At 36.9% G+C, this 13,253-nt stretch carries 14 protein-coding genes; 9 read left to right on the top strand and 5 right to left on the bottom strand.

The features are described from left to right. Positions 1–88 precede the first annotated feature (88 nt). Both METBO_RS03245 and METBO_RS03240 read left to right on the top strand, forming a co-directional pair. Positions 89–1,054 carry a replication factor C small subunit gene (locus tag METBO_RS03245; RefSeq protein ID WP_048186511.1) on the top strand — a complete coding sequence of 322 codons (966 nt, stop codon included), beginning with the start codon at positions 89–91 and terminating at the stop codon, positions 1,052–1,054. Continuing rightward, entirely contained in the window at positions 1,055–2,530 is a 1,476-nt protein-coding gene (locus METBO_RS03240; RefSeq protein WP_013644238.1) for a replication factor C large subunit, read from the top strand. Between the two features lie 39 nt (positions 2,531–2,569). On the opposite strand, the gene METBO_RS12920 is transcribed toward METBO_RS03240, so the two are convergent. Further along, complete coding sequence (locus METBO_RS12920) at positions 2,570–3,259, bottom strand: hypothetical protein (RefSeq protein ID WP_013644237.1); 690 nt, start codon at positions 3,257–3,259, stop codon at positions 2,570–2,572. Between the two features lie 336 nt (positions 3,260–3,595). Here METBO_RS12920 and METBO_RS03230 point away from each other — a divergent pair, with 336 nt between their 5' ends. The 3 genes from METBO_RS03230 to METBO_RS03220 all read left to right on the top strand — a co-directional run bounded on the left by METBO_RS03230 (position 3,596) and on the right by METBO_RS03220 (position 6,365). Then, positions 3,596–4,522, top strand: coding sequence for a hypothetical protein (locus tag METBO_RS03230; RefSeq protein ID WP_013644236.1), 927 nt, complete (start codon positions 3,596–3,598; stop codon positions 4,520–4,522). A gap of 81 nt (positions 4,523–4,603) precedes the next feature. After that, positions 4,604–5,227 carry a DedA family protein gene (locus METBO_RS03225; RefSeq protein ID WP_013644235.1) on the top strand — a complete coding sequence of 208 codons (624 nt, stop codon included), beginning with the start codon at positions 4,604–4,606 and terminating at the stop codon, positions 5,225–5,227. Positions 5,228–5,405: 178 nt separating this feature from the next. Continuing rightward, positions 5,406–6,365: a zinc metalloprotease HtpX gene (locus METBO_RS03220; RefSeq protein WP_013644234.1), complete on the top strand. Its 960-nt coding sequence runs from the start codon at positions 5,406–5,408 to the stop codon at positions 6,363–6,365. A 32-nt stretch (positions 6,366–6,397) separates the two neighbouring features. On the opposite strand, the gene METBO_RS03215 is transcribed toward METBO_RS03220, so the two are convergent. Both METBO_RS03215 and aroD read right to left on the bottom strand, forming a co-directional pair. Beyond that, the gene (locus METBO_RS03215; protein ID WP_013644233.1) at positions 6,398–6,598 is read right to left on the bottom strand and encodes a YwbE family protein; all 201 of its coding nucleotides are present in this window, start codon (positions 6,596–6,598) and stop codon (positions 6,398–6,400) included. A gap of 133 nt (positions 6,599–6,731) precedes the next feature. After that, positions 6,732–7,409 carry a type I 3-dehydroquinate dehydratase gene (aroD, locus tag METBO_RS03210; protein ID WP_013644232.1) on the bottom strand — a complete coding sequence of 226 codons (678 nt, stop codon included), beginning with the start codon at positions 7,407–7,409 and terminating at the stop codon, positions 6,732–6,734. 317 nt (positions 7,410–7,726) lie between these two features. Here aroD and METBO_RS03205 point away from each other — a divergent pair, with 317 nt between their 5' ends. From METBO_RS03205 to METBO_RS03190, 4 genes are all read left to right on the top strand, one after another. After that, positions 7,727–8,449, top strand: a complete 723-nt coding sequence (locus METBO_RS03205) for a hypothetical protein (RefSeq protein WP_013644231.1) — start codon at positions 7,727–7,729, stop codon at positions 8,447–8,449. A 61-nt stretch (positions 8,450–8,510) separates the two neighbouring features. After that, positions 8,511–9,371 (top strand): succinate--CoA ligase subunit alpha, encoded by an 861-nt coding sequence (gene sucD / locus METBO_RS03200; protein WP_013644230.1) that lies wholly within the window; start codon positions 8,511–8,513, stop codon positions 9,369–9,371. Positions 9,372–9,520: 149 nt separating this feature from the next. Then, positions 9,521–10,729, top strand: a complete 1,209-nt coding sequence (gene hmgA / locus METBO_RS03195) for a hydroxymethylglutaryl-CoA reductase (NADPH) (protein ID WP_013644229.1) — start codon at positions 9,521–9,523, stop codon at positions 10,727–10,729. 138 nt (positions 10,730–10,867) lie between these two features. Then, positions 10,868–11,446 carry a TIGR00267 family protein gene (locus METBO_RS03190; RefSeq protein WP_013644228.1) on the top strand — a complete coding sequence of 193 codons (579 nt, stop codon included), beginning with the start codon at positions 10,868–10,870 and terminating at the stop codon, positions 11,444–11,446. Between the two features lie 44 nt (positions 11,447–11,490). On the opposite strand, the gene METBO_RS03185 is transcribed toward METBO_RS03190, so the two are convergent. Continuing rightward, positions 11,491–12,336, bottom strand: a complete 846-nt coding sequence (locus METBO_RS03185; RefSeq protein WP_013644227.1) for a TatD family hydrolase — start codon at positions 12,334–12,336, stop codon at positions 11,491–11,493. Positions 12,337–12,356: 20 nt separating this feature from the next. Continuing rightward, the gene (aroE, locus tag METBO_RS03180) at positions 12,357–13,217 is read right to left on the bottom strand and encodes a shikimate dehydrogenase (protein ID WP_013644226.1); all 861 of its coding nucleotides are present in this window, start codon (positions 13,215–13,217) and stop codon (positions 12,357–12,359) included. Between the last annotated feature and the right edge of the window lie 36 nt (positions 13,218–13,253).

Below are 13,253 nucleotides of genomic sequence, written 5' to 3'. Positions count from 1 at the left end.
TTGTGGATCCATGAAGGTGGATCTTGATAAAAATTATATTCGCCAACAGTTAATAAACAATGCAACACAATATGAAAATGGTGATAGCATGAATGCTCCATGGGTTGAAAAATACAGACCACAAACACTGGATGAAGTTGTGGGTCAAGAACATACAATATTACGACTTAAAAGATACGTTAAAGAGGGCAATATGCCCAATCTCATGTTTACAGGTCCTGCAGGTGTTGGGAAAACAACAACTTCCATTGCACTGGCAAAGGAAATGCTCGGCGAATACTGGAGACAGAACTTCTTAGAGCTGAACGCTTCTGATGCTAGAGGAATTGATACAGTTAGAAATGATATTAAGAGTTTTTGTCGTTTGAAAGCTGTTGGATCACCCTTTAGAATTATTTTCCTAGATGAAGTTGATAACATGACCAAGGATGCTCAGCATGCCTTGAGAAGGGAGATGGAAATGTACACAAAAACATCTTCATTCATACTTTCATGTAACTACTCATCTAAGATCATTGATCCAATCCAATCAAGGTGTGCAATATTCAGATTTGTTCCTGTTAAAGGCCATCAGATCATTAAAAGGTTGGAGTACATTGCCCAGGCCGAAGGTCTTAAGATTGACATCGCCGCCATTGAAAGCATAGTTTACTTTGCTGAGGGTGATATGAGAAGGGCTGTTAACATTTTACAGGCCTCTTCTTCTGCAGGTGAAGAAGTTACAGAGGAAAGTGTTGATGAAGTTGTATCTAAAGCCAAACCAAAGGATGTTAAAAAGATCGTTAACAAGGCACTTGATGGTGACTTTATAGGTGCTAGAGAACTTTTAAGAGATGTTATGGTTGTTCAGGGTACCAGTGGAGAGGATATGGTGACCCAAATATACCAGGAAGTTTCTAAAATGGCTTTAGATGGATCATTAAATGAGGATATTTATATTAACCTTGTTGAAAGTATTGGTGAAACAGATTACAGAATAAGAGAGGGATCAAACCCAAGAATTCAATTGGAAGCGTTGTTAACCAAGTTTTTAATAAATTCAAAGGCAGATTAAATGTTGTGGACAGAAAAGTACAGTCCCAAAAACTTCGATGAAGTTCTTGGAAATGTCAAGATCAAAGATGAAATCCTTAACTGGACAGAAGACTGGTTACTTGGCAAAACTAGCCAGTGTATTCTTCTCATTGGACCACCAGGTACTGGTAAAACTACCATGGCCCATCTGGCAGCCAACGAATTTTCAGAGTACATAGAGCTAAATGCAAGTGACAAAAGATCATACGATATCCTGAAAAACACCATTGGAGAGTCTTCACTTTCAAAATCACTTTATGGTGACGGACTCAAACTAATAATACTTGATGAAGTGGATGGAATTCATGGAAATGAAGATAGGGGCGGTACTAGAGCCATAAATCAGATTGTTAAGGATGGTAAACACCCTATAATAATGATGGCAAACGACCCTTACAGTAAAAGGTTACAGAGTCTTAAACCTAAATGTAACACCTTAATAATGCGTAAAGTTCATACAAATTCAATTGTGTCTTTACTTAAGAAGATCTGTGTCAAGGAAGGTGTTGAATTTGAGGAACACGTGATTAGAAACCTTGCAAAAAGATCGAATGGTGACCTTAGGACTGCAATTAACGATCTAGAAGTTATTGCTAGGGGTCAAGAGAGAATTACCTCCGAAGATCTTGAACTACTATCCTCAAAGGATGATATAGTCAACATATTCGATACAGTTAGAACAGTGCTAAAGAGCAAGGATCCAAAGCGGGTAAGGGCTGCCATGAGGGTTGATTCAGAACCTTCTTTCATACTGGAAATAATCACAGAAAATATTCCGAAGGAATATGAGAAGGTTAATGAAATACAAAGTGCCTACGAAAAGATTTCACAGGCAGATCTCTACCTTGGAAGAGCATTTAATACACGTATTTACACCTACTGGAAATATGCCTATGAATTAATGGGTCTAGGAGTTGCACTATCCAAGGCAGAAACTTATAAAAAGTTTTCCAGACTCACCAACTCTTCAATCTTTCCAAAACTTTCTAAAAGCCGTGGCAATAGAAATTTGGAAGATAAAGTTGCGGAGAAAATGGGCCACAAACTTCATGCATCCAAGAAGGTTGTTAAGGAACAGTTCCCCTACATGAAGATAATGTTTCAAAATGATGAAACAGCCCACGAACTTGCCACATACTTTGATCTAGCTGATGATGAAGTTAAATTGTTCAGATCCAGAAAGATAAAGGTCAAAAAATCAAAGAAGAAACCTACGAAGTCCAATAAATCTGCAACAAGCATCAGTACCCCAAAATTATCAGGTGATCCAAAAGTTGAAACTTCAAAGAAGGTTGATGTTGAAGCTAAAGTGAGTTCAAAGAAAAAATCCCGTTCTAAAAAAGTTAAAAATGAAGATAAAGCTGTTAAAAAGTCTTCTAAAGATACTGAAAATGAGAATGATTCAGAAAAAACTAGTAAAGATTCACAGATGTCTCTGTTTAATTTTAAGAAATAACAAAGTTAAACCCTTCCTTGGGTTTTAATTTTTTTTTATTTATTCAATCGAGTTCTCAGAAATGAACAATGCTGATTTTAGAATGTTTTCGCGGACGTCACTAACAAAGTTCCCGAGAAAAATCAATGTTTCAAGTTCGTAGTTAGTTTGAATAGAAAATTCGCATTCGTGGCCTAAATTTTCTATCCACTCCACTATCCAAGAACTAGGAATATTTTGGAGAGGATATATCAATTTATGATCCCTCTCATGTGTATTTATTTCATGGACAACATCCATCTTTTCACCATTAAACAGTCTGTTTAATACGTGCACAGCCTCATCATCTAATGTTGTGGCCATTGCTATTGAATCATACTTGGCAGGATCAAAATCAACCATATTTCCACTTAAAATTTGGATACCATACTTGCGTTTGTAGGGTTCTAGAAGAATTTTCAGTGCAAAATCTGTACAGGAATTATCATCTGGAACTAATATTTTTTCCCTTGGTTTAATTGAGCTTGCCAGAACCCTTGATGCTCTCGTGCACAACCTTTGAAACAGTCCGGATCTATGTATCTGAAAATCAGGGTAATTCTTCAAAAACTGTTCCTCTCTCTTCCTTGTGAATTTTGAAAATCTCTGATTGTTTATGAAGATATTAAAACGGTACAAACTCAAAAATCTGGTGTCCACCCCGATCTTTCCTAAAAATCTTAATTCATTCCCATGATCATGCTGGTTCATAAAACTGATCTCCAATACTTCAAAGAAAATTTCCCAAATATTTGTTTGGGTTCTTATATGATTTTCATCCAGTTTATGTTTGATTACCCTTTTTAGTAGTCATTTTCGTTTTTGGCACAACTTTGTAAAAATATGATTCCCAGTGAATTTTTTTAGAAAAAAATAACTATTTTAACTGAACAAAAAATTACTCAAAGAAAACTTTCCATCAACCTCAAAAAATTAATTATTAACTACCATTTGTTGTAAACCAGATTTTCTTTACAGTTTTTAACTCATGGTGGTCTGTGCTAAATATTTTGGTAAGGAATTCATTTAATTTTGGAGGGATTTTAATTGTTTGAAATCTTCAAAAAGAAATCAGAACCAAGTGAAGATATACTTGAAATAGATTTAGAAGAGCCTGTGGACTGTATATGTGATTTTACATTCAATTTTCACTGGCAACACAAGGGAGAAAAACTCGATCCAAGCTGGAAGGTTCCCAACAACGAAGTAAGCTTTGGAGATCTTGTTGAACATTTAAAGCAGGGTAATAATATCAAGATCCATGGAGATGTTGGACACAGGCTCTGCTCCAGCATGGGCACGGATCTGGTGTACTTCGGTGGGAACGGAAGTGATTTGAATGTTGGTGATGTTTATGTGGATGGGAATGTTGACTCCAGAATGGGAATCAGCATGACTAGGGGTAGAATATACATCAAAGGAACCATCAAAGAACCCGTTGGAAATGTAGTTCAAGTCAAATCTGATGTTAAAGGTTACAAAAAATTCAGATCCATCACAGATATCATGTCAAACGGGTTGGAAAACGATTCTCCACTGGGATTTCAGGTGAATGGAAATCAAATGATAATAGACGATGGAATGGTTAAAGATACAGTTGGTGCCAGGTTAGATGTTGATGGAAAAATCACAATCAATGGAAATGTTGATCTGAGTACAGGCATACTGATGCGGAAAGGTAGTGTGAGGGTAAACGGTGATGCAGGCAAAAATACAGGGGCACTCTTAAACGGAGGTACTGTGATAATCAATGGAACCACCGATGATTTTACTGGAATTGATATGATGCATGGAAATATAGCAGTAAATGGAAATGCAGGTAAATTTATGGCGGCAAACAAAAAGGATGGAAATATTTTTGCACATTCCGGAAATCCAATCCCTCCAACCACAGAAAAATCTGTTACAAATTCTGATCAGCAGTTTTTGATAGGGTTAGGTTTTAATCCTCGGAAATTTAAGAAATTCAACTAATAAAATTTTAACCCTTGTTTCACGGGATTTTTTTTGGATTTGGGCAAAGATTTTTATTTCATGCCACTCTAAAGAATTTATATGATTGGAATCCTTGAAAACTTAAGCAACCTTGCTATTAATCTTATTAATAGTTTGGGATACTGGGGAGTTTTCATAGCAATGACAGTGGAAAGTGCATGCATTCCCCTTCCAAGTGAAATTACAATGCCTTTTAGTGGTTTTGTTGTGTACCAAGGCACAACCAACATGACACTTATAGGAATAACTATAGTGGGTGCTTTAGGAAACCTTTTTGGTTCATTAATAGCTTACTACGTGGGTTTAATTGGAGGTAGGCCATTACTTGAAAAGTATGGGAAATACGTATTTATTACACACAGCAAATTGGAATTGGCAGATAAATGGTTTGAAAAGTATGGATACGAAGCAGTGTTTATAAGCAGACTTCTTCCAATTATCCGAACCTTCATTTCCCTTCCAGCGGGAATTACCCATATGGATCTGAAAAAATTTGTGACCTACACATTTCTTGGTTCGCTTCCATGGTGCTTTGCACTCGCTTACCTTGGATTGATACTTGGTCCCCACTGGGAAATCATTAAAACCTACTTCCATATTCTGGATTATTTTGTTGTTTTAGGTATAGTGATTGTTGTGGGTTACCTAGTTTACAAATATAAATTCAAATCTTCAAGCACCTAAATTTGAATCTAATAATAAATAATTTTTTTTAGAGATTTTTACAGCCAAATATTGGTTTGTAATAGTTTTATAAGGGATTAGAAAGGTTTCTTTTTTGATATTCATGAAAAATTTTTAAAAATATTTATACTACTTCATTCAATAACAATTGGTAATTAAAAGGAGATGTGAAAATAAAATGGTTAGATCAAGTACATTATTACTTAAATTAAGGCTATTTTTAGCCCCGGTAATTCTATTTGCAATTCTTTACCTGATCCTAGCACTCGTCTTATCCTACTTCCACATTGGATACACATATATCTATGTGGGCCTTGCCATATTGCTGGTGTTGGTCCAGTATCTGTTGGGTCCTAAGATGGTGGAATCATCAATGCGTGTGCATTATGTTAGTGAGCAGGAAGCACCCAAGTTACATGCAATGATCACAGATCTTGCAATGAAAGCAGGCGTACCAAAACCTAAAGTAGGTATTTCAGAAATAAATGTTCCCAATGCCTTTGCCTTTGGAAGAACCAAAAAAGACGGCAGAATATGTGTAACTAGGGGAATTTTAAGAATTCTAGATGAAGGAGAACTTGAAGCAGTCTTAGGGCATGAAATGTCCCATATCAAACACAGTGACATGATTGTAATGACCCTAATAAGTGTTGTTCCCCTGATCTGTTACTACATCTTCATAAGTATGCTGTTCCAAGACAGAGACAATGGTTATGGAATGATCATCGGTCTCGGTGCATTAGGAGCATACCTAGTTGGACAGCTCTTAGTACTGTTCATTTCAAGAACAAGGGAATACTACGCTGACCAGGGAAGTGTGGATCTGGGATGTAAACCACACAACCTTGCAAGTGCTCTTTACAAACTGGTTTACGGATCTGCAACCAGTAACAAAGATGAAATAAAGGAAGTTGAAGGTTACAAGGCTTTCTTTGTAAATGACGTTACTGATGCTAGAAATGAAATTAACGATTTACAACAGCTGGATCTTAACATGGATGGAAAAATAAGTGAAGAAGAACTTTCAAGACTCAGGTACTCTGATACTAAGGTAGGTACCGGTCAAAGTGTTATGGAACTCTTATCAACCCATCCTAACATGGTCAAAAGAGTTAAAAGATTGTCTGAACTGGCTTAGGCCTGTTCAATTTTTTTTATTTAAATTTTTTTTTAATCGCTACCAACAATTTCCTGAACTCTTCCCACCCTGCCATCTGTTAGCCTAACTTTTATGCCATGTGGATGGAATGATTTGTTGGTTAAAATATCAGCTACTACACCCTTGGATCGTTTACCAGTTCTTTGATCCTTTTTAAGCACAATAAACACTTCTTTTCCTGGTTTTATATCTTTCCTGTTTTTTCCGTTCATATTTTTTACATCCGAATCATCTTAGTTAGAATAAATTTATTCCATTATTTGTTCAAAAGATATTTAGAACATCAAACAATTGAAGGTGTTTAGTTTACACCCTGAATAGTTAGTTATTGAAAAATGGAATTATTTAATGTATCAATAGTTTATTAATGAAGTCCCTGGTTGTTTCAATGTTTAACTGTCCCGGGGCTGAGCTGTTTTCATACGAGGCAAATGTTAATGGAGATCCAAAAAGGGGTGCTACAACCCTTGTGTAACTTCCAATATCACCCATTGAGATGGCCACAGTGTTTTCTACCTCTGATAGAACATTTAATACAATCAAGGTGTCAGCCATTGTTTTTGGCATGACAGCAAATTTCGCTATATCTCCTAATTTCAGTTCTTTATTCACAATTTCCAATAAAAAATCTTTATCAGGGGTTTTTTCAAAATCGTGATAAGAAACAATGGCCAGTTTAGATTTTTTCACGATTTTATTTAGATTGTCCAATTCAGTTCCCAGTTCTATGTCAACAATCTCAGCTACCTTTGCTGCTTCTAAAAGAATTTCTATTCTATCTGATTCTGAACCCTTAAAAAATCCATTTTCTTCCCTTCTTCTGTTTGTTGCTATTAATGGGAAGTTTATTTCTTGAATAAGATTCTTAACAGCATCTGGATCAGAATTTTCTATGAAGTCTATCCTAAGTTCTAAAATGTCAGCTCCAGCATTAATAGAAGATTTAGATGACTCTAAAGCAGATTCATATGTTTTTTCTAAAATTGGTACACATATTCTGGTTTTGTTGAACAATTGCTTCACTTCGTCCCTATTACAGTTTTTAGTATCTGAAATTTAAATTTCAGTTTTGTTTTAGATAATTCTATATCTCTTTACTAAATAATATCCTTCACCATTCTATTAAAAAGTTAAAATAAGGTAAATGTGTGATGTGGGTACAAGAAATATATAAAAATAAGTTCTCCCAAATAGCCCTATAATACAGTTAAATGAATTTGATACAAAAATTTTAAACCCAATTCATTGTAAACAGATTATTTTGAGAAACAGGAAGATTAAGTATTTGTTTAATAATTAGAGATTATTAACCCATCTATTAAAAAATCAAAGGTGATTCCTTGAAATTAACATCCATTGGAGCAGATGTTTCATGCAACGATGTTTCATGTAGTAAGAACATGATAACGAATATCGAAAAAGATATACACGAAATTGTGGATGCTGGTGCATTCAAAGCAGCTTTAACAAATGTAACTGGTGATGATGTAGTGATCAGTGCATTTGTAGATGATAATATGCTTGAAACTGTTAACAAAGCAATAGTGGATGTTTTATCAAAAAATGCCGAAGACATTGGAGATCTTGCTGGAATTTCAGATACACCGCAAGGTGCTGGTGAGGGAATATCCTATGCAGAAGCTAAGATCAGACAGGATCGTTATCCTGATGGAGTTATACTTGCATTTGATACCTATGGCGGAGAACCCTTCGTTAAAAATGTGGTGAAGTCTTCCATGGATGCAGCGAGAAGCATGGATCATGTTACTGATATAGGTGGCGGAAATCATGGAACTATTGAGATTCCTGGAGTTGGTTTTGTCTCAGATGAAACAGATGATCCTGTGGTTGTCGCAACAATCGAAGACATTGAAGCCGTAGGAGTTGTTGCAGGTGCAATGGTAGGGGCTGCTTTAGGAAATAAAAATGTTTATCTTGTTAAAAGAGGGACTCCTTCCTACGTAATTCCTGGAAGTGTTATAGTTTCTGTTTCAGCATTCATGAATGGGAATGTGATGGATCTTTCAGTTCCCCTCGCTCAGAGGATGAGAATTTTAGGTTAAAAAAGGAATAATAATTATTTGTATTTATATAAAATTTCAAAATATTTAGGGGAGATAAATTATGATAATTCTTGATGAAAATACCCGGTGCATTGTTCAGGGAATAACTGGTAAACAGGGATCTTTCCATGCTGAACAGATGCTTAAGTACAACACCAACATCGTTGCTGGAACCAGTCCTGGCAAGGGAGGTCAAAACTTCAATGGACTTCCAATCTACAATTCGATTGAAGAGGCCAAGGATGAGCTGGATATAAATGCATCTATTATTTTTGTTCCAGCATCTTTTGCAAAGGATGCTGCATTTGAAGCAATTTCACAGTTGGATCTCGCAGTTATCATCACAGAACACATTCCTGTACATGATTCCATGGAGATAGTGGAGTATGCAAAAAAGGAGAACACCATTGTAATTGGACCTAACACTCCCGGTATAATCAGTCCGGGAATTGGAAAGCTTGGAATTATGCCAACACATATATTTAACGAAGGAAACATAGGAATCGTGTCTAGAAGCGGTACTTTAACCTACGAAGTGGCAAATCAAGTCACCAATGCAGGAATGGGACAAAGTACCTGCGTAGGAATTGGAGGAGATCCTGTGGTGGGTCTTGACTTTGCAGATGTACTTCAAAGGTTTGAAGATGATGATGACACAGCTGCAATGGTTATGATTGGAGAAATTGGTGGAAACGCAGAAGAAATGGCTGCAGATTACATAAAGGAAAACATTAGCAAACCTGTTATTGCATACATTGCAGGTGTTACAGCACCTCCAGGTAAAAGAATGGGACATGCCGGTGCAATAATAGAGGGTGATGCTGGTACTGCAGAAACCAAAATCAACGCCCTTGAAAAATCCGGTGCTCATGTGGCTGATAGGCCCTCAGAAATTGCCGACCTGATTTGGGATCTAATTTAATTCCATAGAAAAATATTCATAGTAACCTAATCAATAGCTACTAATCAAGTAAATTCTTTGGTAAATACCCATTAACAGAGAAATAGAAATCATGCATTTAAAGACATTTAATGAATTTCAAGTATTAAAATCAGTTTAAGTGAAGGATCATGGCAGACGAAAAAGAATTAATCAATAAAATTGCTGATGGCCAAGTGAAACTGCATCAGGTTGAAAAGTTTACAGATGATGTTGATGAAGCTGTTACCATTCGTAGAAAGTTCGTTGAAAAAGTTAGTAACACCGAACTTAAACATATATCCAAGTACTCCCTATCAATGGAAGAAGCATTGAAACGGAACATTGAAAATCCTATTGGAACTGTTCAAATACCTGTTGGTATTGCTGGACCCCTTGCTATCCATGGAGAACATGCAGAGGGAGAGTATTACGTTCCCATTGCAACTTCTGAAGGAGCACTAATTGCATCTATAAACCGAGGATTTTCGGCTATTAGAGCAGGAGGAGGAGCTACTGCAAGAATTATTGATGATAAAATGACCAGAGCCCCCGTTATAAAAACTTCTTCAGTTTCTGAATCTCTCAAAATTAAAACTTGGATTCAAACCAACTTCAGTAAATTAAAAGAGGCTGCAGAGTCCACAACCAGACATGGAAAATTGGTTAAAATAGATCCAGTTGTGGTTGTTGGAAAATATGTTTATCCAAGGTTTGTTTACACTACTGGAGACAGTATGGGAATGAACATGGTTACCATAGCCACAGAAACTGCTCTTAACGTGCTCATGGAGGAAACATCGGGCCATGTTATTTCACTGAGTGGAAATGTGGATGTGGATAAAAAACCAGCTGCGATGAACTTGATCGAGGGAAGGGGTAAAACCATCAGCGCTGAAATTTCATTACCCCGAGAAGTTGTCGCAAAAACCTTGAAAACCACACCTGAAGCCATTGTAGAAGTTAACACCGCTAAAAATTTTGTTGGATCTGCGATTTCGGGTAGTATGGGTTTTAACGCTCATTACGCCAATATGATTGGCGGTATTTTCTTGGCAACAGGACAAGATGAAGCTCACATTGTTGAAGGTAGTCTTGGAATAACTGTTGCAGAGGAAAATGATGGAAATCTTTACTTCTCAGTGACACTACCAGATGTTCCTGTTGCAACCTTTGGTGGCGGAACAAGACTTGAAACTGCCAGAGAATGTCTAGAAATTATGGGGGTTTACGGTAGTGGTGGAGTAGGTAAATTTGCTGAAATTGTGGCAGGAACAGTTTTAGCAGGGGAACTCTCACTCATGGGTGCGCTCTCAGCAGGTCATCTAGCAAGGGCACATAAAGATCTTGGAAGGGGCTAATTCAAAACTATTTATTCTAGGAAAATAATTGCTTATAAAAATTAGAATAATATATTGAAGTTAACAATCTGGACCAACTAGAATAAGTTAAAAAAAAAATAAAATTTCATGGAATTTAGTTAAGGAGAATTTCTACTCATGTCAATACGGGAATTTATACAGGAATATCTAAAAATGAGCCGTTATGTTGCTTTAGGGACACTTGACGGAATTTTAGCAGTTATGGGTGTTACTCTCGCAGCTAGTGGAGTAGCCAGTGCAGGAGGATTGCCAATTCCCAACTACGTCATAGGATTGACTGGATTGAGTGGAGGAATAGCATTGGCACTCTCCAATGCATTTGGTTCATTTATTGGTGAGCGAGCAGAAGAAGCTCGTAATTTAAGAGAACTCGAACAGAAAATGGTTATTGGTGAAGGAGCTCTTGATGATACTGTCATCCATAAACAGGCCAAAAAAAGGGTTTACATGAGCATGTTTGTCCATGGATTTTCGAGTTTTATTGGTTCGTTCGTTCCAGTACTGCCTTTTATTTTAATTGCAACTAGGACGACTGCCATATTTACAACCATAGGACTCTGTTTCATTGCATTGGTGATACTTGGAATTTACCTTGGAAAGGTTTCAAGGGAAAGCCTACTTAAAACCAGTGTTGAAATTGTGCTCATTGGTGTTTTAATTGGAGTTGTGAGCTTCGTGATCGGTGGAGGAAACTGAGTTTAAATCTATTTTTTTAATCCATCCTAAAACTTGATCTATTGCTAAATTTCAAGGTTTAGGTTGTAAACCTTTTCAACGTTTTCTACATGGATCCTGTAGGCATCATCTTCGCTGAGCAGGCCTTGATCTATCATTTCTTTGGTGCGTCTTGGCACTGTTTTAGGACCTAATACTGCCCCAGGACGTGTTTTATCATCCAGATAATCTGTTTCCATCAAAATATTTTTTCCCTTTTTTAATCCAGTTTTTACAACATCCTTGGTGGCTATTAATGAAGGAAGAAGACCATGATTTTCTTCTTCAAGCACGAATGGTCCTGAAAAATGTTTAATGACCTTGTTTCTTGGAAGCCCCACTCTATCTGCCATTTCTGCAAATTCTAAGTATTGTTTTGGACCTGCTGATTCTGTGTGAAGTTGAACTGGACAGTTTGCTTCTTTGGCAAGTTCCATGGCATAGACTAACAACCTGTTTTGAGCATCGAGTTCTTCGGGACTTACTTCATAGTGAGGCCTTCCAACCTCACCTATTGCAACTGCTTCACCATCTAACACCAGTTTCTGAGCAATTTCGAGGGCATTTTTTATTTTTTGTTCTGATTGGGAAACATCCATTCCTGCTTTGATAAGTCTTGAAAGTTCTGCTGGATGAACACCCACTACAGGAAATGCTTTAACATCAGTTTCAGTGTTGATTTCATTCACATATTTAATTACAAGTTCCATAGCTTCTTTGTAATCTGTTGTGTTCACTGTCCACGTGGGTTTGTTTGGAACTATCATGAAGGAACCCCCGGCCCGTGAAAATTTGTTTGCTGTTTCCAAGGGCCCCTCACCGTTAACTGGATCAACATGTATGTGATTGTCTGTTACAGGAATCTTATCCATACTAAAACCACCTTACCATCTCATATTTCATCCAAATCAAGTTCGTTCATGAGTGCACGTTGAAATATTTCCACTGGAGGTTCTATCCCTGTCCAGATCTTAAATGCTTCCACACCCTGATACATGAGCATTTTTATGCCTGAAATTGATTTTGCCCCTGCTTTATCTGCTTCATTTAATAAACCTGTTTTCAGAGGATTGTAAACTATGTCGTTCACCACCATATCTGGATGCATCATCTCAGCAGTTACAACAGGTTTTTCATCGACATTAGGATACATTCCCACAGGAGTTGTATTTATTAGGATGGCAGTATCTGAAAGTTCTTGGGTGAGATTTTCATCAAGCCCCGAGACCCGAACTTCATGATCCAACTTTTCAACCAGATCAGTTTTGAGTTCACCTGCCTTTTCAACTGTTCTGTTAGCGATGACCAAATTATCCACACCACTTAAAAGCAGCTGAAAAGCTATTGCCCTAGACGCTCCCCCAGCACCAAGTATGACCACTTTTTTATTTTTTACTGGTGTTACCTCTTCAATGGCCATAACTGCACCAATACCATCAGTATTATGACCTACTGCACCATTTTTTCCGAATTCTATGGTGTTTACAGCACCTATAAGTCCTGCTGCAATATCCAAATAGTCCAGATAGTTTATTACCTCGGTTTTATGGGGTATTGTAACGTTGAAGCCCTTGACTCCAAGTGATTGAGCTCCGAGTATTGCATCTTCAAGATGTTCTGCTTTAACTTGAAAGGGTACGTAAATATTATCCATACCCAGTTCTTTAAAAGCTGCATTATGCATTCCTGGTGATAATGAATGTTCAACAGGGTCACCTATAATTCCGAAAACATTTGTTTTTCCAGTAATCATTTAGATCTCCATATAAAAATTTTTTTTAGGATGTGA

Source organism: Methanobacterium lacus, from assembly GCF_000191585.1.
Classification (GTDB): Archaea; Methanobacteriota; Methanobacteria; order Methanobacteriales; family Methanobacteriaceae; genus Methanobacterium_B; species Methanobacterium_B lacus.
This window is presented reverse-complemented; position numbering and strand designations above follow the sequence as displayed.